Annotated in this window: 28 protein-coding genes; 17 read left to right on the top strand and 11 right to left on the bottom strand. The window is 68.2% G+C overall.

Annotated elements, in window-relative coordinates:
• Window positions 1-84 precede the first annotated feature (84 nt).
• A complete protein-coding gene (gene urtA, locus BSY19_RS15320; RefSeq protein ID WP_150129786.1) occupies window positions 85-1,314 on the bottom strand; it encodes an urea ABC transporter substrate-binding protein in 1,230 nt (409 codons plus the stop codon).
• 699 nt (window positions 1,315-2,013) lie between these two features.
• Between urtA and rnr the strand changes: the two genes are divergently transcribed.
• The 6 genes from rnr (at window position 2,014) to BSY19_RS15290 (ending at window position 6,623) form a co-directional block, all read left to right on the top strand.
• The gene (gene rnr / locus BSY19_RS15315) at window positions 2,014-4,356 is read left to right on the top strand and encodes a ribonuclease R (protein WP_335622300.1); all 2,343 of its coding nucleotides are present in this window, start codon (window positions 2,014-2,016) and stop codon (window positions 4,354-4,356) included.
• Window positions 4,356-4,802 carry a DUF983 domain-containing protein gene (locus BSY19_RS15310; RefSeq protein ID WP_069054903.1) on the top strand — a complete coding sequence of 149 codons (447 nt, stop codon included), beginning with the start codon at window positions 4,356-4,358 and terminating at the stop codon, window positions 4,800-4,802. The genes rnr and BSY19_RS15310 overlap by 1 nt, the downstream gene beginning before the upstream one ends.
• On the top strand, window positions 4,799-5,533 hold the full coding sequence (locus BSY19_RS15305; protein ID WP_069054902.1) for an NUDIX hydrolase: 735 nt from the start codon (window positions 4,799-4,801) through the stop codon (window positions 5,531-5,533). Before BSY19_RS15310 ends, BSY19_RS15305 begins: the two co-directional genes overlap by 4 nt.
• A gap of 156 nt (window positions 5,534-5,689) precedes the next feature.
• Window positions 5,690-5,857 (top strand): 50S ribosomal protein L33, encoded by a 168-nt coding sequence (gene rpmG / locus BSY19_RS15300; RefSeq protein ID WP_054141277.1) that lies wholly within the window; start codon window positions 5,690-5,692, stop codon window positions 5,855-5,857.
• Window positions 5,858-5,977: 120 nt separating this feature from the next.
• Window positions 5,978-6,211, top strand: coding sequence for a BrnA antitoxin family protein (locus BSY19_RS15295; RefSeq protein WP_069054901.1), 234 nt, complete (start codon window positions 5,978-5,980; stop codon window positions 6,209-6,211).
• A 211-nt stretch (window positions 6,212-6,422) separates the two neighbouring features.
• Window positions 6,423-6,623, top strand: coding sequence for a hypothetical protein (locus BSY19_RS15290; protein WP_069054900.1), 201 nt, complete (start codon window positions 6,423-6,425; stop codon window positions 6,621-6,623).
• A gap of 258 nt (window positions 6,624-6,881) precedes the next feature.
• On the opposite strand, the gene BSY19_RS15285 is transcribed toward BSY19_RS15290, so the two are convergent.
• On the bottom strand, window positions 6,882-8,258 hold the full coding sequence (locus BSY19_RS15285; RefSeq protein ID WP_069054899.1) for a PleD family two-component system response regulator: 1,377 nt from the start codon (window positions 8,256-8,258) through the stop codon (window positions 6,882-6,884).
• An 18-nt stretch (window positions 8,259-8,276) separates the two neighbouring features.
• Window positions 8,277-8,648, bottom strand: coding sequence for a response regulator (locus BSY19_RS15280; protein WP_069057147.1), 372 nt, complete (start codon window positions 8,646-8,648; stop codon window positions 8,277-8,279).
• A gap of 142 nt (window positions 8,649-8,790) precedes the next feature.
• On the opposite strand from BSY19_RS15280, the gene BSY19_RS15275 reads away from it, so the two are divergent.
• Together BSY19_RS15275 and BSY19_RS15270 are read left to right on the top strand one after the other, a co-directional pair.
• Window positions 8,791-9,081 carry a DUF3572 domain-containing protein gene (locus BSY19_RS15275; protein WP_069057145.1) on the top strand — a complete coding sequence of 97 codons (291 nt, stop codon included), beginning with the start codon at window positions 8,791-8,793 and terminating at the stop codon, window positions 9,079-9,081.
• Window positions 9,078-10,436, top strand: coding sequence for a DNA polymerase IV (locus tag BSY19_RS15270; protein ID WP_257785726.1), 1,359 nt, complete (start codon window positions 9,078-9,080; stop codon window positions 10,434-10,436). Before BSY19_RS15275 ends, BSY19_RS15270 begins: the two co-directional genes overlap by 4 nt.
• Here BSY19_RS15270 and BSY19_RS15265 read toward each other — a convergent pair.
• On the bottom strand, window positions 10,393-11,229 hold the full coding sequence (locus BSY19_RS15265; RefSeq protein ID WP_069054898.1) for a cell envelope integrity EipB family protein: 837 nt from the start codon (window positions 11,227-11,229) through the stop codon (window positions 10,393-10,395). The genes BSY19_RS15270 and BSY19_RS15265 overlap by 44 nt on opposite strands.
• 229 nt (window positions 11,230-11,458) lie before the next feature.
• Here BSY19_RS15265 and BSY19_RS15260 point away from each other — a divergent pair, with 229 nt between their 5' ends.
• The 5 genes from BSY19_RS15260 (at window position 11,459) to BSY19_RS15240 (ending at window position 15,211) form a co-directional block, all read left to right on the top strand.
• Entirely contained in the window at window positions 11,459-11,932 is a 474-nt protein-coding gene (locus BSY19_RS15260) for a RidA family protein (RefSeq protein WP_069054897.1), read from the top strand.
• The gene (locus BSY19_RS15255) at window positions 11,932-12,711 is read left to right on the top strand and encodes a glycerophosphodiester phosphodiesterase family protein (protein ID WP_069054896.1); all 780 of its coding nucleotides are present in this window, start codon (window positions 11,932-11,934) and stop codon (window positions 12,709-12,711) included. Before BSY19_RS15260 ends, BSY19_RS15255 begins: the two co-directional genes overlap by 1 nt.
• Entirely contained in the window at window positions 12,708-13,919 is a 1,212-nt protein-coding gene (locus tag BSY19_RS15250) for a GNAT family N-acetyltransferase (RefSeq protein WP_069054895.1), read from the top strand. The genes BSY19_RS15255 and BSY19_RS15250 overlap by 4 nt, the downstream gene beginning before the upstream one ends.
• Complete coding sequence (locus BSY19_RS15245; RefSeq protein ID WP_069054894.1) at window positions 13,912-14,721, top strand: hypothetical protein; 810 nt, start codon at window positions 13,912-13,914, stop codon at window positions 14,719-14,721. The genes BSY19_RS15250 and BSY19_RS15245 overlap by 8 nt, the downstream gene beginning before the upstream one ends.
• Window positions 14,722-14,782: 61 nt before the next feature.
• Entirely contained in the window at window positions 14,783-15,211 is a 429-nt protein-coding gene (locus BSY19_RS15240) for an HIT family protein (protein WP_069054893.1), read from the top strand.
• A 9-nt stretch (window positions 15,212-15,220) separates the two neighbouring features.
• Here BSY19_RS15240 and BSY19_RS15235 read toward each other — a convergent pair whose 3' ends face one another.
• The 5 genes from BSY19_RS15235 to clpS all read right to left on the bottom strand — a co-directional run bounded on the left by BSY19_RS15235 (window position 15,221) and on the right by clpS (window position 19,703).
• Entirely contained in the window at window positions 15,221-15,598 is a 378-nt protein-coding gene (locus BSY19_RS15235) for an AzlD domain-containing protein (RefSeq protein ID WP_069054892.1), read from the bottom strand.
• Window positions 15,595-16,317 carry an AzlC family ABC transporter permease gene (locus BSY19_RS15230; protein ID WP_083247631.1) on the bottom strand — a complete coding sequence of 241 codons (723 nt, stop codon included), beginning with the start codon at window positions 16,315-16,317 and terminating at the stop codon, window positions 15,595-15,597. The genes BSY19_RS15235 and BSY19_RS15230 overlap by 4 nt, the downstream gene beginning before the upstream one ends.
• Window positions 16,318-16,480: 163 nt before the next feature.
• On the bottom strand, window positions 16,481-16,759 hold the full coding sequence (locus tag BSY19_RS15225) for a hypothetical protein (RefSeq protein WP_083247630.1): 279 nt from the start codon (window positions 16,757-16,759) through the stop codon (window positions 16,481-16,483).
• 4 nt (window positions 16,760-16,763) lie between these two features.
• Window positions 16,764-19,313 (bottom strand): ATP-dependent Clp protease ATP-binding subunit ClpA, encoded by a 2,550-nt coding sequence (gene clpA, locus BSY19_RS15220; protein WP_069054891.1) that lies wholly within the window; start codon window positions 19,311-19,313, stop codon window positions 16,764-16,766.
• 48 nt (window positions 19,314-19,361) lie between these two features.
• Complete coding sequence (clpS, locus tag BSY19_RS15215) at window positions 19,362-19,703, bottom strand: ATP-dependent Clp protease adapter ClpS (RefSeq protein WP_066716606.1); 342 nt, start codon at window positions 19,701-19,703, stop codon at window positions 19,362-19,364.
• Here clpS and BSY19_RS27975 point away from each other — a divergent pair.
• The 4 genes from BSY19_RS27975 to BSY19_RS15200 all read left to right on the top strand — a co-directional run bounded on the left by BSY19_RS27975 (window position 19,702) and on the right by BSY19_RS15200 (window position 23,716).
• Entirely contained in the window at window positions 19,702-19,845 is a 144-nt protein-coding gene (locus BSY19_RS27975) for a hypothetical protein (RefSeq protein WP_171905151.1), read from the top strand. The genes clpS and BSY19_RS27975 overlap by 2 nt on opposite strands.
• 136 nt (window positions 19,846-19,981) lie before the next feature.
• Complete coding sequence (kdsA, locus tag BSY19_RS15210; RefSeq protein ID WP_171905150.1) at window positions 19,982-20,854, top strand: 3-deoxy-8-phosphooctulonate synthase; 873 nt, start codon at window positions 19,982-19,984, stop codon at window positions 20,852-20,854.
• Entirely contained in the window at window positions 20,847-22,061 is a 1,215-nt protein-coding gene (locus tag BSY19_RS15205) for an MFS transporter (RefSeq protein WP_069054889.1), read from the top strand. The genes kdsA and BSY19_RS15205 overlap by 8 nt, the downstream gene beginning before the upstream one ends.
• Window positions 22,062-22,294: 233 nt before the next feature.
• Entirely contained in the window at window positions 22,295-23,716 is a 1,422-nt protein-coding gene (locus BSY19_RS15200; RefSeq protein WP_171905149.1) for a pilus assembly protein TadG-related protein, read from the top strand.
• A gap of 31 nt (window positions 23,717-23,747) precedes the next feature.
• Here the strand turns inward: BSY19_RS15200 and queF are convergent, their stop codons facing one another.
• The gene (queF, locus tag BSY19_RS15195) at window positions 23,748-24,203 is read right to left on the bottom strand and encodes a preQ(1) synthase (protein WP_069054888.1); all 456 of its coding nucleotides are present in this window, start codon (window positions 24,201-24,203) and stop codon (window positions 23,748-23,750) included.
• Between the two features lie 84 nt (window positions 24,204-24,287).
• Window positions 24,288-24,413 (bottom strand): hypothetical protein, encoded by a 126-nt coding sequence (locus tag BSY19_RS28515; protein WP_257785725.1) that lies wholly within the window; start codon window positions 24,411-24,413, stop codon window positions 24,288-24,290.
• Window positions 24,414-24,526: the final 113 nt, after the last annotated feature.

Here is a 24,526-nt window from a genome sequence, read left to right as displayed (position 1 = left end):
CCCGGCCCGAGCCGGGGGTGCCGCTGATTGCGAGGGCCGGCCGGACCTTATGGCGCCCGTGCCGGCCCTCCCCCTCTCAAGTCGTCAGGCGCCGCCGCACTTGCCGGTCTTGGTGTTGAAGTTGCCGCACTTCTTGTCGACCCAGTCGCCGATCAAGTCCTTGGAGCCGTCGAGGTGCTTGGACCAGGCGTCGCCGGGAACGAGATCGGTCTTCGAGACCACGTCGAACTGGCCGTCGGCCTTGATCTCGCCGATCAGGACGGGCTTGGTGATGTGGTGGTTGGGGAGCATCGTCGAGATGCCGCCGGTCAGGTTCGGCGCGGTGATGCCCGGCAGCGCGTCGATCACCTTGTCGGGATCGAAGCTCTTGGCCTTCTCGACCGCCTTCACCCACATGGCGAAGCCGATGACATGGGCCTCCATGGGGTCGTTGGTGACGGCCTTGTCGTTTTTCTTGAAGGCCTTCCACTGCTTGATGAAGGCCTCGTTCTCCGGCGTCTTGACCGACTGGAAGTAGTTCCAGGCGGCGAGATGGCCGACCAGCGGCTTGGTGTCGATGCCGGCCAACTCTTCCTCGCCGACCGAGAAGGCGACGACGGGGATGTCGGTGGCCTTGACGCCCTGGTTGCCGAGTTCCTTGTAGAACGGCACGTTGGCGTCGCCGTTGATCGTCGAGACCACGGCGGTCTTCTTGCCGGCGGTTCCGAACTTCTTGATGTCGGAGACGATCGTCTGCCAGTCAGAATGACCGAACGGCGTGTAGTTGATCATGATATCCTCCTTGGCCACGCCCTTGGCGAGCAGATAGGCCTCAAGGATCTTGTTGGTCGTGCGCGGGTAGACGTAGTCGGTGCCGGCCAGCACCCAGCGCTGGACCTTCTCCTCCTTGGCGAGATAGTCGACCGCGGGGATCGCCTGCTGGTTCGGCGCCGCGCCGGTGTAGAAGACGTTGCGCTCGCTCTCCTCACCCTCGTACTGGACGGGGTAGAACAGGATCGAGTTCAGCTCCTTGAAGACCGGCAGCACGGATTTGCGGGACACCGAGGTCCAGCAGCCGAACACGGCCGAGACCTTGTCCTTGGTGATCAGCTCGCGCGCCTTCTCGGCGAAGAGCGGCCAGTTGGAGGCGGGGTCGACCACGACCGGCTCGAGCTTCTTGCCGAGCACGCCGCCCTTCTTGTTCTGCTCCTCGATGAGCATGAGCATGACGTCCTTCAACGTCGTCTCGGAGATCGCCATCGTGCCCGAGAGCGAGTGGAGGATGCCGACCTTGATGGTCTCCTGCGCCGCCGCCGGCAGATGGGATGCAAACATGGTGGCGCCCGCGAGAGCGGCGCCCAGAATAACGCGACGTGTGGTGTTCACGGATGATCCCCCGAACCAACCCTGGTTGGCCGCGCCGTCGGAGTGAGGCGTCGGCGGGCCTCCCCGGCCCGAAGGCTGAACTGGCAAGCGGCGTGCCAACGGCACAACCGGACGTTACAACCCCGCAAGTCTCTGCCATTCACGCGTCCCGGGCGCCATTTCCTGCGATGCAGCCACGCCGCCACGCAAGGATCGTGCGCCACCGGACGATTTGCTCATTTCGTGAGCAAACAGACCGCCCATCGAACAGGCAGCGGGCCGCAACAGTGACGATATCGCCGCAAAACCCGGGTTCGCGGCCGCAACATGCAGCGCGTTTTTTGACATTTACGCCGCCGCGGGAATCGCCCTAGCCTCTTTGCGTCGGTAACAACTGAAAGGAGGTGATCCAGTGTCTCATTGTCATCAACCGCTGGTTCAAAGCGGGCAGACAGGGTCTCTTTCTCCGTGGGGGTCGTGTTCCGCCTGAGTTTTGGACCTTCAGGCCCGGTTACCGGGGCTGCGGTTCGGCAATGGAAGGGCTGCCCGAAAGGGCGGCCCTTCTTCCGTTGCAGGGACGAAATCCGCTGCGGGTTCTGGTGTCGCGTGCCCGCGCATGCCACATCAGGCGGATGACGCAGCCCCTGCCCCATCCGGAAAGCCCCGGCCTTGTCCGCGCCTGAACCCAGCCGCGAGGCGATCCTCGACTTCATCGACGCAGAGCGCGAAGCCGGGCGCGAGGTCGGCCGCCGCGAGATCGCCAAGGCCTTCGGGCTCTCGGGCGGCGGCAAGATCTGGCTGAAGCGCCTGCTCAAGGAGCTCGAGGAAGAGGGCGAGACCGGCGGCGACGGCGTCGACCGGCCGGTGCATCCGCGTGGCGCCCTGCCCCCGGTGCTGCTCTGCGAGATCAAGGGCAAGGATCGCGACGGCGACGCCTATGGCGTGCCTTTGGAATGGAACGAGGCCGAGCAGGGTGTCGCGCCGCGCATCCTGATCGAGCGGCCGCGTGAGTTCCGGGCCAAGCGCCATGCCGCGCCGGCGCCGGCCTTCGGCGACCAGGTGCTGCTGAAGCTCACGCGGCTGAAGGGCGTCGAGGGCTATGCCTATTCCGGCCGCGTGCTGAAGGTGATGGGCAAGGGCAAGGCGCAGGTGCTCGGCATCTTCCGCGCCATGCCGGACGGTTCGGGCCGCCTGATCCCGATCGACAAGAAGGCGCAGGGCCGCGAGGCGCTGATCCCGAAGGGCCAGACCGGCGACGCCGAGGATGGCGACCTCGTTTCCGTGGCGCTGCGCAGCGAGAGCCGCTTCGGTCCGCCGGAGGCACAGGTCAAAGAGCGGCTCGGTTCGCTGAAATCCGAGCGCGCGGTGAGCCTGATCGCGATTCACGCCCATGGCATTCCCAACGTCTTCCAGCCCGCCACGATCGCGGAATCGGAGGCCGTGCGGCCGGCCGGGACGGCGGGGCGCGAGGACTGGCGCGACCTGGCCCTGATCACGATCGACCCCGCCGACGCCAAGGACCATGACGACGCCGTCCATGCCGCGCCCGACGCCGATCCCGACAATCCCGGCGGCCATGTCGTCACCGTCGCCATCGCCGATGTCGCGGCCTATGTGCGGCCGGGCTCGGCGCTCGACCGCGAGGCGCTGGAGCGCGGCAACTCGGTCTATTTCCCCGACCGCGTCGTGCCGATGCTGCCCGAGCGGATCTCGAACGACCTCTGCTCGCTGCGCGAGGGCGAGGACCGGCCGGCGCTGGCCGTGCGGCTCGTGCTCAAGGCCGACGGCTCGAAGAAGAGCCATTCCTTCCACCGCATCCTGATGCGCTCGGCGGCCAAGCTCTCCTACCAGCAGGCCCAGGCCGCCATCGACGGACAGGGCGACGAGAAGGGCTCGGCCGTCCGCGACACGATCCTGATGCCGCTCTGGGCGGCCTACGGCTTGGCGGCCCGCGCCCGGGACGCGCGCCAGCCGCTGGATCTCGATCTGCCCGAGCGCAAGCTGATCCTGAAACCCGACGGCTCGGTTGACCGCGTCGTCGTGCCGGAGCGGCTGGCGGCGCACAAGCTGATCGAGGAGTTCATGATCCTCGCCAATGTCGCGGCGGCGGAGACGCTGGAGAAGGCCGGGAGCCTGCTGGTCTATCGCTGCCATGACGAGCCCTCGCTCGAGAAGATCCGGGCGCTCGGCGAAGTCCTGGCCTCGATCGGCATCAAGCTGCCGAAGGAGGGCGTGCTGCGCCCGGCGCTGTTCAACCGCATCCTCGGCATGATCAAGGGCTCGGAGAACGAGATCTTCATCAACGAGGTCGTGCTGCGCAGCCAGGCCCAGGCGGAGTATGTCGCCGAGAATTACGGGCATTTCGGCCTCAACCTGCGCCGCTACGCCCATTTCACCTCGCCGATCCGGCGCTATGCCGACCTCGTCGTCCACCGCGCCCTGATCGCGGCCCAGCGCTTCGGCGAGGACGGCCTGCCGAAGGGCACGACGCTGGAGACGCTGCGCGAGGTCTCGACGCGGATCTCGGCCGCCGAGCGGCGCGCCATGGCGGCCGAGCGCGAGACGGTCGACCGGCTGATCGCACATTTCCTGGCCGACCAGATCGGCGCCTCCTTCGACGGGCGCATCGGCGGCGTCAACAAGGCGGGGCTCTTCGTCAAGCTCGACGGCACCGGCGCCGACGGCTTCATTCCCGCCTCGACGCTCGGCGCCGACTACTACCGCTATGACGAGGCGGCGCATGCGCTGATCGGCGAGCGCACGGGCGAAAGCTTCCGTCTCGGCGACCGCGTCCATGTGAAGCTGGTCGAGGCGGCACCCGTCGCGGGTGCGCTGCGCTTCGAGCTGCTTTCGGCCGGCCGGGCGGCAACGGCGGGCGGCCTGGGCGGACGCGGTCCCGCGCCGCGCCGCGGCAAGGGCGGCGCCTTCGGCGGTCCGCCCGGCGGCCGCAGCGGCCCGGGGCGCTTCGCCAAGGGCAAGGCGGGCAAACCCAAATCCGGAAAGAGACGGTGATGGCAGTCCAGATCCATACGGCGAGCCTACAACCTCAGGCGCGGGACTGGCGCCGGGCGATCGGCAACGGCCTGCGCGGGCGCTGCCCGCATTGCGGCCAGGGGCGCCTGTTCAAGGGCTTCCTGAAGCCGGTCGATGTCTGCGAGGCCTGTGGCGAGGCGCTGCACCACCAGCGCGCCGACGATTTGCCGCCCTATGTCGTCATCACCATCGTCGGCCATGTCGTGGTCGGCGGCCTGCTGCTGGCCGAGAAATACGCCGACTGGTCGATGGGCCTTCACATGGCCATCTGGCCGGCGCTGACCGTCCTCCTCTCGCTGCTGCTGATGCAGCCGGTGAAGGGCGGCGTCATCGGGCTGCAATGGGCGCTGCGCATGCACGGCTTCGGCGGCCGACCGGACACCCCCGAGCGCCAGCCCCTTCCCCCTGCGGTCCAGCAGCCATGAACGACCACGCCGTCACGCTGACGAATGCCGAGCGGGTTCGGGTCGCCGCCAATCAGCGCCCCCGCGACGCGGCGACGATGATGATCCTCGACCGCAGGGCCGCCAAGCCGCGGATCCTGATGGGCAAGCGCCATCCCGGCCACAAGTTCATGCCCGGCAAATACGTCTTCCCGGGCGGACGCCTCGATCCCGGCGACCGTCGCATGGCCGCCACCGGGGCGCTGGCCCAGATTTGCGAGGACCGGCTGCTGAAGCGCACCGTGCGTCCCAGCATCGGCAAGGCGCGCGCGCTGGCGCTGGCCGCGATCCGCGAGACCTTCGAGGAGACCGGGCTGCTCTTCGGCTCCGCCGACTATGGTGCGCCCGAGACGCCGCCGGCCGGAAGCTGGGCCGACTTCGCCGGCCACGGCATCTATCCCGACCTCTCCGCCGTCTCCTATGTGGCGCGGGCGATCACGCCGCCGCGGCGACCCAAGCGCTTCGACACCCGATTCTTCACCGTCGACGCCGCGGCCGTCGGCAAGCGCATCGAGAACGTGGTCGGGCCCGATTCGGAACTGGTCGACCTGGTCTGGGTCGATTTCGACGAGGCAAAGGAACTCGACCTGCCCACCATCACCAAGGTGATCATCCAGGAGGTCGAAGCCCGGATTGCCGGGGGTTTCGCGCCCTGGCTGCCGGTGCCCTTCTACTGGGAGAAGAATGGCCGCTTCGTGCGCGAGGAGCTCTGAGGCACGATTTGCGTCGCGGGCCGGCGTGACGCAGCGATCCGCCTTGACTTCGCCGGCCCTTTCCGGCATTCCCACGCCCGACGGTTTGCCGGGCTCGCCCGGCCTTTCTCATTTTCCGTGGGCCTCACCAGCCCCACATGGTTCGAGGATATCCCCATGGCCAAGGCCGTGACCATCAAGATCAAGCTGCTTTCGACCGCCGACACCGGTTACTTCTACGTGACGAAGAAGAACTCGCGTACGATGACCGAGAAGATGTCGATGAAGAAGTACGACCCGGTCGCGCGCAAGCACGTCGAGTTCAAGGAAACCAAGATCAAGTGAGGCGCTTGCGCCTGCCGATCCCGGTCGCCATCGAAACCGCCCTTTCCGGGGCGGTTTTTTGTTGCCGGCGTCGCTGCTGCGGCCGCCTCCGCAGACCTATTTCAGGAAGGTCATGACGCCATGAGCACCGACAGGCCCCGCCGGCCGATGAGCGCACGCGACAAGGCCGAGGCGCTGTTCACCGTGGCCGTGCCGAGGGTGGCCCCGCCCGCCGAGAAGCGCACGACCGTCCCCGGCGCGCGCGAACTCGTCTCGCTGCGGATCGACAGCGACGTGCTGGCGCATTTCCAGGACGAGGGCCCCGGCTGGCAGGATCGCATCAACGCGGCGCTGCGGCGCGCCACCGGGCTCTAGATCCTCTCGCCGGCAGGCGGCGGGCGCATCGGCGCGGCCATGATGGCGCCAGCGAGGGACCTGAGCGCGGTTTTAGCGTGGCTGCGGCGCAATTGTCACGCCGCGGCAAGCAGAATGGTGTCACGCTGAGGATCGGTCGGGGGCGACGACCACCTGCGGCAGCGGCAAGCGCTTCGCAGGCGTTCGTTCCCTGTGACCGGAAGATCGACCCGTGAACGCCGCAGACCCCGATCCCGACGCTCGCAGCACGCCTCACGGGGCCGGCCGCCGGCTGCTGAAGCTCCTCGTCGAAATCGATTCCTCGCGCTTCCTCGGCAACCGCGTCGTCGCGGCCATCGCGCTCATCGCGATCCTCGCGATCTTCGCCGGCCTCGGCTATCTCGTGCCGGCCGTGCTCTCGCAGTATTTCTGAAGCGGGGGAGAGGTGGCCGGCCGGCGGCGGTTCTGAGGAGGCCAGAATGTCCGCAACCGACCGGCCGAGCCCTCCGGGTTCCCAGGAGATGCGGCGGACCTGAGAGCCGAGGGGCGTCGCGAGGCAGCGGATGACGCTGCGTCGACCGGACCATTGCAGGCCTGCAGACCTCGAATCAATCGCCGGAGCGCGATTCACCAATGTTCTTCAAAGCTTAACCTTACCGCGTAACCAGTCGCGGCCGGGCGGAGCGTCCGATCAGGCGGCGTTGGCGGCGATCACGCGATTGCGGCCATTGGCCTTGGCCAGATAGAGCGCGTCGTCCGCGCGCTTCATGATCTCGGCGGGCGAGGCGTCGCCGGCGCGCCGGCTCGACACGCCGATCGAGACGGTGACGGGAATGCTGTTCGTCGCGCCCTGGATGCCGAAGGGTTCGGAGACGACCCGCTCGCGGATGCGTTCAGCGACGGCATAGGCGGCGTCGAGCGCGGTATCCGGCAGCACCACGACGATCTCCTCGCCGCCCATGCGGGCGACGAGATCGATGCCGCGGGTGCAGGAGCGGACGCGGTCGGCAAATTCGCGCAGGACCTCGTCGCCGACATCGTGGCCGTAGTTGTCGTTGACCCGCTTGAAGTGGTCGATGTCGAGCACGAGCAGGGCCAGCGAGCGGGCGCGCAGGGCAGACTCGTCGAACAGCACCGCCATGCGGGAGTCCATGTAGCGGCGGTTGTGCAGCCCGGTGAGCTGGTCCATCACCGCCATCTCCATCGAGGACTGCACGCTGTCGCGCAGCTTCTCGGTGAAGCGCTTGCGGCGCACCTGGGTGCGGACGCGGGCGAGCAGCTCGTTGCGATCGATCGGCCGGATCAGAAAGTCATGCGCGCCGATCTCGAGGCCGCGCAGGATGCGGGTGCGGTCCTCCGCCTCCCCCATCATCAGCACGGAGACGTTGCGGGTCCGCTCGAGCGACCGCAGCTGGCTGCACAGGCGCAACCCGTCATAGCCCTGCAAATCGAGGCTGACGAGGACACTGTCGAAATCGCCCTCGACGGCGCGCAGCAGCGCCTGCTGCGGGTCCGGCTCGGTCTCGACGACATGGAAGGCCGACAGGGCGCTCTCCAGCCGCTCGATCACGCGCGGCCGGTCCTCGACCACGAGGATGCGGCCGTTCAGCCCCGTCTCCGAGGCCGCCGCCGCCAGCGGATCGGCGATGCCGAGGCGGCGCGAGGCGAGCGCACGATTGCGCAGTTCGTCGGTCATCGACTTCAGCCGCACGAGGCTGCGGACCCGCGCGAACAGCGCGGTGTCGTCGAGCGGCTTGGTCAGGAAATCGTCGGCGCCGGCATCGAGGCCCTTGAGGCGGTCGCCCGGCTGGTCGAGCGCGGTCACCATCACGACCGGGATATGCGCCGTCGTCGCCTCGCTCTTGAGGCGGCGGCAGACGTCGAAGCCGTTCATGCCGGGCATCATCACGTCGAGCAGGACGATGTCGGCCTCGCCGCGTTCGCAGATGGCGATCGCGTCGGGGCCGTTCAGCGCCGTGACGACGTCGAAATACTCCGCCGAAAGCTTCGCCTCCAGCAGCTTCACGTTGGTGATGATGTCGTCGACGACGAGGACGCGCGCTGACATGGGTTCGCTTTCGAACGCTCAGGCCGCGCCGGCATAGGCGCGGACGGTCTCCAGGAACTTCGCAACCGAGATCGGCTTCGAGAGATAGGCCTCGCAGCCGCCCTCCCGGATGCGTTCCTCGTCGCCCTTCATCGCGAAGGCGGTGACCGCGACGACCGGAATCGCCTTCAGGTCGTCATCCTCCTTCAGCCATTTCGTGACCTCCAGCCCCGAGACCTCGGGCAGCTGGATGTCCATGAGGATCAGGTCGGGATGATGCGCGCGGGCCAGCTCGATCGCCTCGATGCCGTCGGCCGTCTTCAGCGTGGCGTAGCCATGCGCCTCGAGGAGGTCGTTGAAGAGCTTCATGTTGAGCTCGTTGTCCTCGACGATCAGAACCGTCTTCATGATGCCGCCCTTCATTTGCGCCACGGACATCGGGGACTGATCCAGATTGTCCAAGCTGGCAGCCTCGTTCAATGATGCCTACCACGTAAGCCGTTGACGAAACGCAAACCCGATGACCAATTCCGACAGGAGCCTTTCGAAAGCCATGGCCAGATCACCGAGCCTCGACGAAGCGGAGACGCTGGCCCTGCGCGCCCTGGGCTTTCTCGCCGCCGAGCCCGAGCGGCTCGAGCCCTTTCTCGCCGTCACCGGCCTCGGACCGGCGACCTTGCGGGCGGCGGCGGGGGAGCCGGCCTTTCTCGCCGCCGTTCTCGAGCATGTCGGCGGCAGCGATTCGCTGCTGCTCGAATTCGCCGCCAATCTCGGCGTGGCGCCCGAGACGGTCGCCCTGGCGCGGGAGCGGCTGAGCGGCCCGCCCGGCGGCGTGGCGGATTGAGCCCCGCGCGGCCCCTGGCGGCGCGGCGCGTCCTCTGCCGTGACTGCCTGACCGACCACGAGGCGGAGGGGGATTCGCCCCGCCGCTGCCCCGCCTGCGGTTCGCCACGGCTGCTGCGGCACCCCGAGCGGGATGCCCTGAGCCTCGCGCATATCGACTGCGACGCCTTCTACGCCGCCATCGAGAAGCGCGACGACCCCAGCCTGCTCGACAAGCCGGTGATCATCGGCGGCGGCAAGCGCGGCGTGGTCTCGACCGCCTGCTACATCGCCCGGACCTATGGCGTGCGCTCGGCCATGCCGATGTTCAAGGCGCTGAAGGCCTGCCCCCAGGCTGTGGTCGTCAAGCCCGACATGGCGAAGTATGTCGCGGTCGGGCGGCAGGTGCGCCGGCTGATGCAGGAGCTCACGCCGCTGGTCGAGCCGATCTCGATCGACGAGGCGTTCCTCGACCTGGCCGGCACCGAGTTGCTGCACCATGCCAGCCCCGCCGTGACGCTGGCGCGGTTTGCCCGGCGCATCGAGGCCGAGATCGGCATCACCGTCTCGGTCGGGCTGTCCTATGCCAAGTTCCTGGCCAAGGTCGCCTCCGACATGGACAAGCCCCGCGGCTTCTCGGTGATCGGGCGGGCGGAAGCCGTGGCCTTCCTCTCCGCCAAGCCGGTCGGTCTCATTCCCGGCATCGGCCAGGCCAGCGCGGCTAAGCTGGCGGAGGCGGGCTTCCGTGTGATCGGGGATCTGCGCGAGGCGCCGGTCGAGACACTCTTCCGGCTGGCCGGCAAGGACGGCCCGCGGCTGAAGAACCTCGCCAACGGCATCGACCCCCGCCGCGTCACGCCCGACCGGGACACCAAGAGCGTGTCCAGCGAGACGACGCTGGATGTCGACCTGTCACGCTTCGACGAGCTGGAGCCGGTGCTCTGGCGGCTCTGCGAGAAGACCTCGAAGCGCCTGAAGCATCAGGAACTGGCGGGACGCACGATCACGCTGAAGCTCAAGACGGCGGATTTCCATTCGATCACGCGGGCGACGCGGCTGCCCGAGCCGACCCAGCTCGCCGCGCGGCTGTTCACGGCGGGGCGCGAGCTGCTGCGGCGCGAATGCACCGGACCGCGCTACCGGCTGATCGGCATCGGCGCGAGCGACCTGACCGGCCCGGAGGAGGCCGACCATGGCGACCTCGCGGATGTCGCGACACCGCGGCTGAAGGCGATGGAGGGCGCGCTCGACAGCCTGCGCGCGCGCTTCGGCGACGCCGCCATCGGCAAGGGCCTGAGCCTGCGGCTGCCGCAGCGGGCCGGCTCCGGCACGGTTATTTCGCGCAATCCGCCTGAGGCAGAAGATCCAGACGCGTGAGCGTGCCGCGCAGCGCGAAGCTGCCATAGTCGAGCCTGACGGCGCCGGTGATGCCGTTCTCGTAGAGCTCGAACGAGATCGTATAGGTCGGCGTGGTCTCGCCGGAGCCGACCTTGAAATAGGACATCGTCACCGGCCAGCGCGCCAGCTTCTCGAATTCGGGGCGCTGCAGCGGCTCCTCGCCGGGCTTGCTGTCGAGCTTGCGGCCGATGACCGAAAGCGTCTCATAGACGTCCTTGCCGCCATTGGCGCCGTCATAGAGCCGCACGCTCAGCGTGTTGCGCCCCTCGCGCGCCGCCTTGATGACCGCCTTCATCTGGGCGTTGGGGAACAGGGCCGCGACCGGCTCGCGATGGGTCTCGGGCTTGGGCGCGGTGAGCTTGACCTCATAGCCCTGCCCCGTGCGGGTCGCCGTGCCATCGACGGTCTCCTTCGGCGTGCCGCTGGCCGAACTCTCGGTCTTGAAGCGGTAGCTGGCGCCGTCGCCGGCCTCGAAGCTCGTCGTCCGCGCATCGATCAGCCGCGGGCCACCCTCGCCGCTCTGGAGCTGCGTGACCTGCCGGAAGGAGAGCGCATAGCCGTCGCAGGCGTCGCCGGTGAAATCGAAGGCGATGCGGCCGCGGGCCGAGTCGACGTTCTTGGCTGCCTTGCCGGCATCGAGCACCAGATCGTAGACCGCCCGGTGCGGGGCGAGGACGACGCGATCGGCCGGTTGCGCCTGGGCGCCGGACGGCCCGCTCCAGAGCGCCAGGAGCGCCAGACATCCCGCCAGACCGGTTGCGTTCGTCGTCATCGGGCCCGCCGCCTTCCTTGTTCCTGCTGCGGGAATCTAGGTGCATTGCGGCGATGGCGCAAACAAGGCGACGGCGCAGCCTTCAGGCCCTGTCGCCTTTTGCGCCGCGCGGGCGACGCGGCAGCGCGGCGCATGGCCGCCAGCTTGCGGGCGGCCCGGGCATCGGCCATGAAAGACGCCTGCGTGCGGGACCGTTTCCCCGCCGACCGCACCCTGTGGAGCTGTCCCGATGAACGCCGTCGATACCCGTCTCGCCGAACTCGGCATCACCCTGCCGACCCCGGCTGCACCGATCGCGAACTATGTGCCCTACGTCATCACCGGCAATCTCCTGGTGATCTCGGGGCAGCTCTGCTTCGGGCTCGACGGCAAGCTCTCCGACGCCCACAAGGGCAAGCTCGGGGTCGAGATCTTCAACGAGGCCGGTCTCGAGGCCGCGCGGCTGTGCGCCATCAACGTGCTCGCCCAGGCCAAGGCGGCGCTGAACGGCGATCTCAGCCGAATCACGCGCTGCGTGCGGCTTGGCGGCTTCATCAATGTCGCGCCGCATTTCGCCGCCCTGCCCGCGATCATGAACGGCGCCTCGGACCTGATGGTCGAGGTCCTCGGCGACAAGGGGCGCCATGCCCGCTCGACGATCGGCGTGGCGGAACTGCCCGCCGATGCGGCGGTCGAGGTCGAGGCGATGTTCGAGATCGCCTGATGCGCGGCCCTCTCCTGAACGATGGCGCCCGCCCCGATCTCGGCTGGCTGATCGCCCGCCCGATCGCCCATCGCGGGCTCCATGACGCTGCCGCCGGTGTGATCGAGAACAGCGGCCCGGCGGCGGAAGCCGCCATCGCCGGCGGGTTCGGCATCGAATGCGACGTCCAGCTCAGCGCCGATGGCGAGGCGATGGTGTTCCATGACTTCGTGCTGGACCGGCTGACCGAGCGCCAGGGCGCCGTCTCGGCGCAGACGGCGGACGCGCTCGCCGCGATTCCGCTGCGCGGCAGCCAGGCGCTGATCCCGACGCTTTCGGGTTTTCTCGACCTGATCGGCGGGCGCGTGCCGTTGGTGATCGAGATCAAGAGCCGCTTCGACGGCGATCTCCGGCTGACGCGGCGCGCCGCCGAGATCGTCGCCGGCCGCGCCGGCCAGCCGATCGTGTTCAAGTCCTTCGATCCCGAGATCGTCGCGGCGCTGCACGAAATCGCGCCCACTGTGCCGCGCGGAATCGTCGCGATGAACGACTATTCCTACCCGGATTACGCCCATCTCGATGGGGGCCAGCGCCGCGCCATGGCCAATCTGCTGCATTTCGAGCGGAGCCGGCCGGATTTCCTGTCCTGGAAGGTGGCGGATCTCGACAGCGCGGCCCCTTATCTCTGCCACAACGTCCTGGGCATGCCGCTGATGAGCTGGACGGTGCGGACCCCGGAGGACCGGGAGAAGGCCGGGCGCCTTGCCGACCAGATGGTCTTCGAGGGCTTCACGCCTTGAGCGAGGGCGGGGCCGGCGACCTCCGGGTGCGCGTCGCGACCTCGCTGAAGGCGGTTCCGGCCGCGGCCTGGAACGCCTGCGCCCACCCGCAGATGCAGGACGCGATGGCGGCCGGGTTCGATCGCGAGAACCCCTTCGTCTGCCATGAATTCCTGCGCGCGCTCGAAGAGAGCGGCTGCGTCGGCGGCCGCTCGGGCTGGTCGCCGGCCTATCTGCTGGTCGAGGATGGCGAGGACAGGCTGCTCGCCGCCGCGCCGAGCTTCCTGAAGAGCCACAGCCAGGGCGAATATGTCTTCGACCATAGCTGGGCCGAGGCCTATCAGCGGGCCGGCGGGCGCTATTACCCGAAGATCCATGTCGCGGCGCCCTTCACCCCCGCGACGGGGCCGCGTCTGCTGGTGGCGCCCGGGCCGCGGGCGGAGGAGGCCCGCGCGGGGCTGATCGCCGGGCTGGAGGCGCTGCGCGACCAGACCGAGGCCTCCTCCGTCCATGTCACCTTCGCAGGGGAGCCCGACGTCGCGGCGCTGCGGGAGGCCGGCTATCTCGAGCGGCACGACCTGCAGTTCCACTGGTTCAACGAGGGCTTCGGGCGTTACGATGATTTCCTGGCGACGCTGGCCTCGCGCAAGCGCAAGGCGCTGAAGCGGGAGCGTCGCGAGGCACTGGCCGCCGGGATCAGCATCGAGGTGCTCAGCGGCAGCGACCTGACCGAGGCGGTCTGGGATGATTTCCACGCCTTTTACGAGGACACCGGCTCGCGCAAATGGGGGCGGCCCTATCTCAACCGGGCCTTCTTCTCCTGCGTCGGTGCGGCGATGGGCGAGCGCATCGTGCTGGTGATGGCACGACGCGCAGGGCGCTACATCGCCGGCGCGATCAATTTCCGCGGCGCCAACACGCTTTACGGCCGCAACTGGGGCTGCATCGAGGATCACCCCTTCCTGCATTTCGAGGTCTGCTACCACCAGGCCATCGACTACGCGATCGCGCAGGGGCTCGCCCGCGTCGAGGCCGGCGCCCAGGGTGAGCACAAGCTGGCGCGCGGCTACCGCCCGGTGGTGACGCGCTCGCTGCACCATCTCGCCGAGCCCGGGCTGCAACGGGCCGTGGCGCATTTCCTGACGCGTGAGCGGGCCCAGATCGCCGAAGCGCAGGCGGCGCTGGCGGCCGAAAGCCCGTTCCGCAAATCCGGCGATCCCGATGGCTGATCGGCAGGCTTCCGCAGCATCCGACGGGCCGGCCTTCTGCGCGGACGGCGAACTGGGCTACCGGCGCAGCCTGACCGCCTTCGCGGACGGGCCGCTGACGCTGGACGAGCCCTATCGGCTGGCGCATCTGCCACTGGTGGCGCCGAACCACCCCCGCGTGATCGCGCGGCAGGAGGGGCGATCCTACGAGATGGGCGTCCATCCGTGCGTCTACTCGCTGGTATTGCCCGTCGACGGAGCTTTGCTGGCGGATTCCGAACCCTTCCAGCGGCTCGACGCCGAGATGCGCGCCGCCCCGTTCGCAGCGAAGATCGCCTGGGACATCCTGCCGCGACGGTCCGAGCGGCTGCATGCGACGCTGTGCGGCACGCTCTCGACCGGCGAGGCTCCCTCGATCGACGACGGCACCTGGCAGGCCCTCGCCCGGATCGCGCCCTTCGCGGTCGATCTGCGCGGGCCCTTTTCGGGCAACGTCAATCGCGGGCGGATCTATCTGCGGGTCTATCCGGAGAAGCGGGACGGGCTGAACCCCATCCATGCGGTCCAGGCCGCCTTCGGGCGTCCGCCCGGCGATCTCTACCTCGTCGGGCTCTACAACCTGACCGACGATCTCGATGCCGGCGAGACCGCCGCGCTGGCGGAGATCATCGCGCGCTGGTGGGATGTGTCGCTGCTGCGCTTTACGGTGAGCGATCTCTGGGTGCTCGGCGCCAGCGACGACCTCGTGCTGGATTCGCAGATTGCCGACAGGCTGGCCCTGCAGGCCGACGCGCCGATCCCTGCGAAGCCGCCACGGCCTTGACGGCGACCGCCCGGGCGCGACAGGCTGGCGCTCCGTTCGTCCCGCCTGCCCCGGATGTCGCATGACCGCCTACGATCCCAGCAATGTCTTCGCCCGCATCCTGCGGGGCGAGCTGCCTTCCCACACGGTTTACGAGGACGAGGCGACGGTCGCGATCATGGACATCATGCCCCGGGCTGACGGGCATGTGCTGGTGATCCCCAAGGTGGCCTGCCGGAATGTGCTGGACGCGCCGGCCGAGGCGCTCCAGGCCGTCGCGCTGACGACGCAGCGGCTGGCGCGGGCCGTGAAGGCGGCCTTCGACGGCGATGGCGTCACCATCCAGCAGTTCAATGAGTCGGCCGGCGGCCAGGTGGTGTTCCACCTGCATGTCCATGTCATTCCGCGCCATGACGGGATGTCCATGAAGCCCCACACCGGCGCGATGGAGAAGCCCGAGGTCCTGGCCGCGAACGCCGACAAGATCAGGAGCGCGCTGACGGCGCTCTGAGCGGGACGCTCATGGCGCCAGCAGCCAGTAGGCACCGCCGATCAGCGTCGCCTCCCCCGCCAGCACCGCAAGCAGCACCCGCCTTCGGTCCAGCAGCATGATCGCGAGCGTGACCGAGAGCGCCCCGACCCGCAGGGCGAGCGGCACGGCGGCGAGCGCGCCGGGCGGCGCGACGATCAGCTTGGCGACGATGCCGGCGAGAAGCGCCGTCGCCACCGCCCTCACCCATTCGAGCGCCGGCGAGTCGGCGTCGATGCGCCGCGAGAAGGCGACCGCGAGCCAGCGCCAGATCTCGGTCGGCAGCACCGCAAACAACACCAGCGCGAGATAGGGCCAGAGCGGGCCGTCGAGCCAGGCGATCGGCGGCGTGATCGCGGTCGCCGTCATGGCGCGGCCTTCTTCGGCCGCAGCGCGAAGGCGATCGAGCCTGCGATCAGCCCGGCGACGATCAGGTCGAAGCCGCCACCGATGAACCGGTCGCAGATCGGCGCCAGCGCGAGACCCAGCACGATCGCCGCCACATCGCCGCGATGGCGCAGGCCCGCCGTGAGCGAGGCGAGGAAGAAGATCGGCGTCAGGCAGAGCAGCCCGGCGGCGAAGGGGATCGGCAGGGCCCCGATCAGATAATAGCCGAGGAAGGTGCCGACCGAACTCGTCGCCATGCAGGTGTTGGCGAAGCCGAGGAAATAGGCGACGCGCTGGGGCGGCGGGACGTGCGGCAATCGGCGCAGCCCTTCCGTCCAGGCCGTCACCGCCACGTAATGCGCGAGCAGGAGTTGCATGCCGACGCCCTGCCCCGGGCGGCGCAGCAAGGGCAGGATCGCCACCGTCATCGGCAGGAAGCGCAGCGAGGCGAAGCCGACCGCGATCGCGATCGCGCTCCACGCGGCGCCGGCCGCGATCGAGGCGAAGAAGATGACCTGCGAGGGGCCGGCCCAGACCAGCATGGTCGAGAGCACCGCGACCTCGACAGGATAGCCGACATCGCGCGCCAGCGAGCCGACGCCGATCAGCCCGAAGCCGACGACCCAGGCCGGCAGCGACAGCGCGTCGCGCATGCCGGCCAGCGCGACGCGCCACCAGCTCCAGTCTGCGGATACGGTCATCGGGGGATCAGCACGCGGCCAGTTCGGAGGGCGAAAAACCAACCCGGCCCCGCAAGGCGGGTCCGGCCAATCCTTCTAGCCCGCCCGGAGGAGCGCGCCGAGCCGTCGCGATATGCATCGGGCATTGCGCCGGCTGCAGGGGCGTCCGGCCGCGGCGGCGGTCTCAGCGCCCGCCCTTCATGAGGATTCCCAGCAGTTCGTTGCCGAAATCGACGATTTCCTTGGGGATGCCGCCGACCGCCTTCACGCCGAGATAGATCAGGTAGACAAAGGCGGGAACGAGGATCCAGCCGAGGATTTCCTCGAACAGCTTGCGCCGACGCCGGCGCCGGTCGCGCTTCTCGAACCAGCTCAGCTTTTCCTTGCGCGCCGGAACAGCCTGTTCCGGCGCGGGCTCGGCCACATGGGCGAGCAGCGTATCGGTCTTTCGCCTGAAGAACACGGTCTCAAGCCTTCGTCAGCGGGACCTTGGGGACGGTGCGGACCGAGCGCGGGCCCTTGGGTGCCTCGGGCCCTTTGCCGCCGTCCCCCTTGCCGCCATCGCCCTTGCCCGCCTTGCCGGCCGGACCACTGCGGCGCGGCGCGGCCGCAGCGGGCTTGGCGACGGCCGCCTTCGCGCGCGGCTTGCGCTCGCGCTTCTCGGCTGCGGCGGCCACATCCTTCTCCGGCTTGGGCTTGACCGGGCCGTCGGGGAATTCGAGGCCGAGCACCTTGATGCCCGTCTCCGACTGCACGACCACGACCTTGACCGCGCCGCCGTTCTTGAGGCGCCCGAACAGCACCTCGTCGGCGAGCGGCGTCTTGATCGTCGACTGGATCAGCCGCGCCATCGGGCGGGCGCCCATCGCCTCGTCATAGCCGTTCTCGACCAGCCATTCGCGCGCCTCGTCCGAGAGCTCGATGGTGACGTTGCGATCGGCGAGCTGCGCCTCGAGCTGCAGCACGAACTTGTCGACGACGCGGGCGACGACCGTCTTCGGCAGATGGCCGAAGGAGATCACCGAATCGAGGCGGTTGCGGAATTCCGGCGCGAACAGCTTGTTGATCGCCTCCGTATCGTCGCCCTCGCGCTTCTGGCGGGTGAAGCCATAGGCGTTGCGGGCCATGTCGGCGGCGCCGGCATTGGTGGTCATGATCAGGATGACGTTTCGGAAGTCGACCTGCTTGCCGTTGTTATCGGTCAGCTTGCCGTGGTCCATGACCTGCAGAAGGATGTTGAACAGGTCGGGATGGGCCTTCTCGATCTCGTCGAGCAGCAGCACGCTGTGCGGATGCTGGTCGATCTGGTCGGTCAGGAGCCCGCCCTGGTCGAAGCCGACATAGCCCGGAGGGGCGCCGATCAGCCGCGAGACGGTGTGGCGCTCCATGTATTCCGACATGTCGAAGCGGATCAGCTCGACGCCGAGCGAGGTGGCGAGCTGGCGGGCGACCTCGGTCTTGCCGACGCCGGTGGGTCCCGCGAAGAGATAGCAGCCGATCGGCTTCTCGCCGTCGCGCAGGCCGGCGCGGGCGAGCTTGATCGAGGAGGACAGCGCCTCGATCGCCTTTTCCTGCCCGTAGACGGTGCGCTTAAGCGTGGTCTCGAGGTTGCGCAGCACCTCGGCATCGTTCTTCGAGACGGTCTTGGCGGGGATGCGGGCCATCGTGGCGATCGCCGCCTCGATCTCCTTCACGCCGATCGTCTTCTTGCGCTTGTTCTCGGCGACCAGCATCTGCGAGGCGCCGGTCTCGTCGATCACGTCGATCGCCTTGTCCGGCAGCTTGCGGTCATGGATGTAGCGCGCCGAGAGTTCCACCGCCGCCTTGATGGCGTCGTTGGTGTAGCGCAGCTTGTGGAACTCCTCGAAATAGGGCTTCAGCCCCTTGAGGATTTCGATCGTGTCCGGAATCGAGGGCTCGCTGACGTCGATCTTCTGGAAGCGGCGCACCAGGGCCCGGTCCTTCTCGAAGTACTGGCGGTACTCCTTGTAGGTGGTCGAGCCGATGCAGCGCAGGCTGCCCGAGGCGAGCGCCGGCTTGAGCAGGTTCGAGGCGTCCATGGCGCCGCCCGAGGTCGCACCGGCGCCGATCACCGTGTGGATCTCGTCGATGAACATGATCGCCTTGGGGTGGGCCTCGATCTCCTTCATCACCTGCTTGAGGCGTTCCTCGAAATCGCCGCGGTAGCGGGTGCCGGCGAGCAGGGTGCCCATGTCGAGCGAGAAGACGGTGGCGTCTTCCAGCACCTCGGGCACCTGGCCGCGGGTGATCTTCAGCGCCAGCCCCTCGGCGATGGCGGTCTTGCCGACGCCGGGATCGCCGACCAGCAGCGGATTGTTCTTCTGCCTGCGGCAGAGGATCTGGATCGTGCGCTGGACCTCGGCCTCGCGGCCGATCAGCGGGTCGATCCGCCCGTCGCGCGCCTTGCGGTTGAGGTTGACGCAATAGGCGTCGAGCGCGCTTTCCTTCTTCTTTTTGTCCTTGTCGGCGTCGTTGACCGGATCGGCGGCGCGCGAATCGCGCTGCTGCTCGGGCTCCTCCTCGACGCCGCGGACGGGCCGCGCCTCGCTCGCGCCCGGGCGCTTGGCGATGCCGTGGCTGATGTAGTTGACCGCGTCGTAACGGGTCATGTCCTGCTCCTGCAGGAAATAGGCGGCGTGGCTCTCGCGCTCGGCGAACATCGCCACCAGCACATTGGCGCCCGTCACCTCTTCCCGGCCCGACGACTGGACATGAATGACCGCGCGCTGGATCACGCGCTGGAAGCCGGCGGTCGGCTTCGAATCATCGCGCCCGTCGGTGACGAGATTGGCGAGTTCGGCGTCGATATAGTCGACGAGGTTGCGCCTGAGCGTGTCGAGATCGACGCTGCAGGCGCGCATCACCGCAGCCGCGTCCTGGTCGTCGACCAGCGCGAGCAGCAGGTGTTCGAGGGTGGCGTATTCGTGATGGCGTTCGTTGGCGAGCGCCAGAGCCCGGTGAAGCGCCTGTTCGAGACTGCGCGAGAAACTCGGCACGGATTGCGCTCCTATTCCGATTTCGAGGGGATGAGCGAACTCAAGAGGCTACTTCTTCTCCATCACGCATTGCAGCGGATGCATGTGCTTGCGGGCCAGATCCATCACCAGCGTCACCTTGGTCTCGGCGACCTCGTAGGTGAAGACCCCGCATTCGCCGACGCCGTTCTGATGCACATGCATCATGATCTGCGTCGCCGCCGCGCGGTCCTTCTGGAAAAAGCGCTCGAGCACATGAACGACGAACTCCATGGGGGTGTAGTCGTCGTTCAGAAGCAGGACACGGTAGAGATTGGGCTTGCGCGTGCGCGTCCGGGTCAGGACGGCCGTGCCGGCGCCCTCGCGTCCGCCATCGGCCGGCGGCCCCGCCCGGCGCGGCCGGTCGGCCATGAACGGTCCGGTCTCGACGGAAGCGGCGCATGAGCCGGCGCTGGCCGCCCTGCTGCTGCCCTCCGCCCGCCTCGTGCTCGCAACCGTCGTTCTCAAGTTCGATCCCTGTCGTGACCCGCCCGACATAATGCTTCGCGAATGAATTTACAGACCTCGCGGCTGCTTCGCCAGTGCGATCGCGCGGCTGATGCATAACTTCGGCGTCGCAGGGCCGCGGCTTGACCCGCGCCCCCCGCCGGCCATAAGCCCGGCGCCTCAGCAGACGGGAGATGCCGCCCATGACCGCCAATGCCATCGTCACCGTCGGTGCCGATCTCGCCGCCCCGGTCCGCTTCGGCAACCGGTTGCCGCTGGCGCTCATCGCCGGGCCCTGCCAGATGGAAAGCCGCGACCACGCCCTGGAGATGGCCTTCGCGCTGAAGGAGATCGCCGAGGAACTCGGCATCGGCCTCGTCTTCAAGACCTCCTTCGACAAGGCCAACCGCACCAGCGTCAAGGCGGCGCGCGGCATGGGTCTCGCCGCGGCGCTGCCGGTCTTCGCCGAGATCCGCGAGCAGACGGGCCTGCCGGTGCTGACCGACGTGCACGAGGTCGAGCAGTGCGCCGCGGTCGCCGAATGCGTCGATGTGCTGCAGATCCCGGCCTTCCTGTGCCGGCAGACGGACCTGCTGGTCGCCGCCGCCCGCACGGGCCGCGTCGTCAACGTGAAGAAGGGCCAGTTCCTCGCCCCCTGGGACATGGTCAACGTCGCCGCCAAGATCACCGAGAGCGGCAACCCCAATGTGATGCTGACCGAGCGCGGCGCCTCCTTCGGCTACAACACGCTGATCTCGGACATGCGGGCCCTGCCGATCATGGCGCAGACGATCGGCGCGCCGGTGATCTTCGACGCGACCCATTCGGTGCAGCAGCCCGGCGGCAAGGGATCTTCCTCGGGCGGGCAGCGCGAATTCGTGCCCGTGCTGGCACGCGCTGCGGTCGCCGTCGGCGTCGCCGGCGTGTTCATCGAGACGCATGAGGACCCCGACAGCGCCCCCAGCGACGGCCCCAACATGGTGCCGCTCTCGGCCTTCCCTGCGCTGATCGCAGAGCTGCAAGGCTTCGATCGACTTGCCAAGGCGAGAGCCCAGCCTACGCTGGCTTATGTCTGAAACACCGCCTCCGGGACCGGCCGACGCGCCGGCCCCCACCTCGCTGCCCGCCCTCATCCTCGTCCTCGGCGCCTGCGGCTTCGCCTCAACCTTCACGATGCGGATCATCGATCCGCTGATTCCGACGCTCGCCGGCGAGTTCGCGCGCAGCGTGCCGCAGATCGTGATGATGGTGACGGGGTTCTCGCTGGCCTATGCGCTCGGCCAGCCCTTCCTCGGGCCGGTCGCGGACGCCATCGGCAAGATCCGGACGATCCTGACCTGCCTCATTGCGCTGGCCCTGTTCTCGACGGTGGCCGCGCTCTCGCAGTCCTACGAGATCATGACGGCGGTGCGCGCGGTCACCGGCATCGCCGCGGGCGGGATCATCCCCATCGCCATGGCCGCGATCGGCGACCGCGCTCCGATGCAGGAACGCCAGATCGCGCTCGGGCGCTTCCTCGTCCTGATGATCATCGGGCAGATGTCGGGCTCGGCCTGTTCCGGGCTCATCGCCACCCATGCCGGCTGGCGGGCCGCCTTCCTCTCGGCGGCCATCGTCGCCGCGCTGGCGGCGGTGCTGGTCGCGCTGGTCCTCAAGCCGCGACGCAACGTGACGCGCGCCGGGCTCAGCGTCGCGGGCGCGCTCGCCAACTACCGCATCGTGTTCGCCAACCCGCGGACCAAGCTGCTCTACGGGCTGGTGGTGATCGAGGGTCTCCTGCTGTTCGGCATCCCGGCCTATGTCGCCGCGATCCTGTTCGCGCGGTCGGGTGTCGGTCCGGCCGAGGCCGGTCTCGTCATCGCCGGGATGGGCTTCGGCTGCCTGGTCTACGGGCTGATGACGCGCATCCTGGTCGAGCGGCTGGGCCCGACATTGATGACTCGCCTGGGCGGGGTGGTCTGCGCGATCGGCCTCTCCCTCTTCGCCTTCGACTGGGTCTGGTGGAGCGCGATCCCGCTCTTCGCACTGCAGGGCTTCGGCTTCTTCCTGCTGCACGGCACGTTCCAGGCACAGGCGACAGAGCTCGCCCCTGCCGCCCGCGGATCCGCCATGGCCTTGTTCGCCTGCTGCTTCTTCCTCGGCCAGGCCACCGGGCCGCTGGCGATGGGCGCGGCTATGAGCGTCCTGGGAACCCCGATCGCCATCCTCGCCTTCGCGATCGCGATCGCCCTGTTCGGCTATCTCACACCGCGCATCCTGCCGGTTCCGCGCAGCCGGACCTGACATCCGATAAAATGCGAAACATCGCGGAGTTTCATCGATTGACGGAACGGAATCGCAACCTCTCGCCAGCATAACATCCGGCATCGTGAACGGCTTCAGGCTTCCGGCGCTCGCTCGGATAGTCATGGGGCCATCGCCAGAGTTGTGAGGCTGCGATGCGCCAGTCCTATCGGGATGCTGTCTTGGGGTTTGCCCGCCGTTTCCGCCGCGATGAATCCGGCGCAACCGTCACGATGTTCGCATTCGCGGGCGTCGCAGTGATCTGCATGGCCGGAGCGGTCGTCGACTATGGGCGGCTCAGCAAGGCCCATTCCGGCCTGCAGGCGGCGACCGATTCCGCCGCGCTCGCCGCAGCGAGGCTGCCGAGCAAGGATGCCGCCACCATGCGTGCGGCGGCCGACAAGTTCTTCATCGCCAACACGAGCGGTATGGCTGGCCAGAACATCCAGATCACCAAGTTCGACTTTCAGGAATCGTCGGGCACCGTGACGATCGAGAGCAGCGGCGTGCTCGACACCACGCTGATGTCGATCATCGGCTTCACGACGATGGGGTTCAGCTCGCGCTCGGCCGCGCTGAAGGAGGTCACCGGTACCGTCGAGATGGCGCTCGTGCTCGACAACACCTGGTCGATGTCGGACAGCGCCGGCGGCGGCGGCTCCAAGATCACCGTGCTGAAATCGGCCGCGAAAAACCTGATCAACACGATCCTCGCCCAGGGCGGCACCAATGTGAAGATCGGCATCGTGCCCTTCGCCGACTACGTCAATGTCGGCGTCGGCAACCGCAACCAGGCCTGGATGTCCGTCCCCGCAGACTATTCGACGACGACCACCACGCCCGCCGTTCCCTACAACTGCAAGACGATCTCGACGAAGCAGGTCTGCACGAAGGGGGCGCCGAAGACCTGCACCTCGACGACCGACGGCGTCGTCTCGACCTATGACTGCACGCCGCAGACCTGCGTCCAGCAGCCGATCACGCCCTACCAGTCCTGCAGCGGCCCCACGCCCGCCAAGACGACCGTGACCAACTACAAGTGGTATGGCTGCGTCCTGTCGCGCAAGACCGGCGAGTTGCGCCTTAACGACAGCGAGCCGACCTCGCCCTATACGGGCTTCCTCGGCACCAGCCAGCGCTGCCTCAACCCGATCGTGCCCCTGACCTCCGACAAGGCCGTTCTAACCAGCGCGATCGACAACCTGATCATCAACATCGGCGGCTACAAGCCCTCGACCTATATTCCGGGCGGGCTGATCTGGGGCGTCAACGTGCTGTCCCCCACCGCGCCCTTCGCGGAGGCCAAGGCCTACGACACCGCCAACAAGATGCCGCGCAAGGCGATGGTGCTGATGACGGACGGCGCGAACACCATGTATTTCCGCGCCTCGGACGGCACCCACCAGAACGCCACTAACAATGGGCACGTCACGACGACAAACGTCGACACGACAAAGATCTGCGACTACGCGAAGTCGAAGAAGATCGAGGTCTTCACGGTCGCCTTCGCCGTCACCGACGTGGCCGCGAAGACCATGCTGCAGGGCTGCGCGACCAGCGCCGGTCACTATTACGACGCGACCGACGCCGCTGCCCTGACCGCCGCCTTCCAGTCGATCGGCCAGTCGCTGACCAGCCTGCGCCTGTCGCAGTGAGACCTGATGGCCCGGCCGCCCGGCCGGGCCGTCAGCGCCCGCGATAGGGTGCGACGCCCTGGTCGGGCAGCCAGAGGCCCTTGGGCGGCTCGCCCGTCTGCCAGAAGACGTCGATCGGGATGCCGCCGCGCGGATACCAGTAGCCGCCGATGCGGAACCACTCCGGCTCGAGTAACTCGACCAGCGTCTTGCCGATGCCGACGGTGCAGTCCTCATGGAAGGCGCCGTGATTGCGGAAGGCGCCGAGATAGAGCTTCAGCGACTTTGACTCGACCAGCCATTTCCCCGGCAGATAGTCGATCACGAGGATACCGAAATCGGGCTGGCCGGTGACCGGGCAGATCGAGGTGAACTCCGGGCAGGTGAAGCGCGCCAGATAGGGCGTCCCGGCATGGGGATTGGGGACGCGGTCGAGGCGCGCCTCCTCCGGCGAGGCGGGCAGCCCGGTCTGCTGCCCGAGTTGCAGGGTCGCGGCATCGAGGGACATGGAAGGCTCCTGAGGTTGGCCGCCTTCTAGAGCAAGGTCATGCCGGGTGGGAACCGGTTTTCGCGGGCGCCGGTGCCGCAGCCCTCACCAGAACCAGATCGGGCGGCCGGCGACCAGGCAGAGACCGACCCAGTACAGCACCGTCACGGCGACGCAGGCCAGCACGATGCCCCGCGAGGGCCGGCGGTTGTTGGACAAGATCTGGAACATAGTCGTCTCCCGATGGAACAGCGCCGCTGTCGGCATCGGCAGGTCCGCAAGCGGCAGGCCGTTCCGGGGAGGCACAGGCGACGGTCGCAGGAGGCAACCGGACGACTCTCTCG

The sequence above is a fragment of the Bosea sp. RAC05 genome (assembly GCF_001713455.1).
In the GTDB taxonomy this organism is placed as follows: Bacteria; Pseudomonadota; Alphaproteobacteria; order Rhizobiales; family Beijerinckiaceae; genus Allobosea.
This window is presented reverse-complemented; position numbering and strand designations above follow the sequence as displayed.

Excerpts from the sequence above, each read along its gene's own strand:
- urtA (WP_150129786.1), bottom strand. The coding sequence starts at position 1,314 with ATGTTTGCATCCCATCTGCCGGCGGCGGCGCAGGAGACCATCAAGGTC.
- BSY19_RS15310 (WP_069054903.1), top strand. The coding sequence starts at position 4,356 with ATGGCAGTCCAGATCCATACGGCGAGCCTACAACCTCAGGCGCGGGAC.
- BSY19_RS15305 (WP_069054902.1), top strand. The coding sequence starts at position 4,799 with ATGAACGACCACGCCGTCACGCTGACGAATGCCGAGCGGGTTCGGGTC.
- rpmG (WP_054141277.1), top strand. The coding sequence starts at position 5,690 with ATGGCCAAGGCCGTGACCATCAAGATCAAGCTGCTTTCGACCGCCGAC.
- BSY19_RS15295 (WP_069054901.1), top strand. The coding sequence starts at position 5,978 with ATGAGCACCGACAGGCCCCGCCGGCCGATGAGCGCACGCGACAAGGCC.
- BSY19_RS15285 (WP_069054899.1), bottom strand. The coding sequence starts at position 8,258 with ATGTCAGCGCGCGTCCTCGTCGTCGACGACATCATCACCAACGTGAAG.
- BSY19_RS15275 (WP_069057145.1), top strand. The coding sequence starts at position 8,791 with ATGGCCAGATCACCGAGCCTCGACGAAGCGGAGACGCTGGCCCTGCGC.
- BSY19_RS15265 (WP_069054898.1), bottom strand. The coding sequence starts at position 11,229 with ATGACGACGAACGCAACCGGTCTGGCGGGATGTCTGGCGCTCCTGGCG.
- BSY19_RS15260 (WP_069054897.1), top strand. The coding sequence starts at position 11,459 with ATGAACGCCGTCGATACCCGTCTCGCCGAACTCGGCATCACCCTGCCG.
- BSY19_RS15255 (WP_069054896.1), top strand. The coding sequence starts at position 11,932 with ATGCGCGGCCCTCTCCTGAACGATGGCGCCCGCCCCGATCTCGGCTGG.
- BSY19_RS15245 (WP_069054894.1), top strand. The coding sequence starts at position 13,912 with ATGGCTGATCGGCAGGCTTCCGCAGCATCCGACGGGCCGGCCTTCTGC.
- BSY19_RS15240 (WP_069054893.1), top strand. The coding sequence starts at position 14,783 with ATGACCGCCTACGATCCCAGCAATGTCTTCGCCCGCATCCTGCGGGGC.
- BSY19_RS15235 (WP_069054892.1), bottom strand. The coding sequence starts at position 15,598 with ATGACGGCGACCGCGATCACGCCGCCGATCGCCTGGCTCGACGGCCCG.
- BSY19_RS15230 (WP_083247631.1), bottom strand. The coding sequence starts at position 16,317 with ATGACCGTATCCGCAGACTGGAGCTGGTGGCGCGTCGCGCTGGCCGGC.
- BSY19_RS27975 (WP_171905151.1), top strand. The coding sequence starts at position 19,702 with ATGAACGGTCCGGTCTCGACGGAAGCGGCGCATGAGCCGGCGCTGGCC.
- clpS (WP_066716606.1), bottom strand. The coding sequence starts at position 19,703 with ATGGCCGACCGGCCGCGCCGGGCGGGGCCGCCGGCCGATGGCGGACGC.
- kdsA (WP_171905150.1), top strand. The coding sequence starts at position 19,982 with ATGACCGCCAATGCCATCGTCACCGTCGGTGCCGATCTCGCCGCCCCG.
- BSY19_RS15205 (WP_069054889.1), top strand. The coding sequence starts at position 20,847 with ATGTCTGAAACACCGCCTCCGGGACCGGCCGACGCGCCGGCCCCCACC.
- BSY19_RS15200 (WP_171905149.1), top strand. The coding sequence starts at position 22,295 with ATGTTCGCATTCGCGGGCGTCGCAGTGATCTGCATGGCCGGAGCGGTC.
- queF (WP_069054888.1), bottom strand. The coding sequence starts at position 24,203 with ATGTCCCTCGATGCCGCGACCCTGCAACTCGGGCAGCAGACCGGGCTG.
- BSY19_RS28515 (WP_257785725.1), bottom strand. The coding sequence starts at position 24,413 with ATGTTCCAGATCTTGTCCAACAACCGCCGGCCCTCGCGGGGCATCGTG.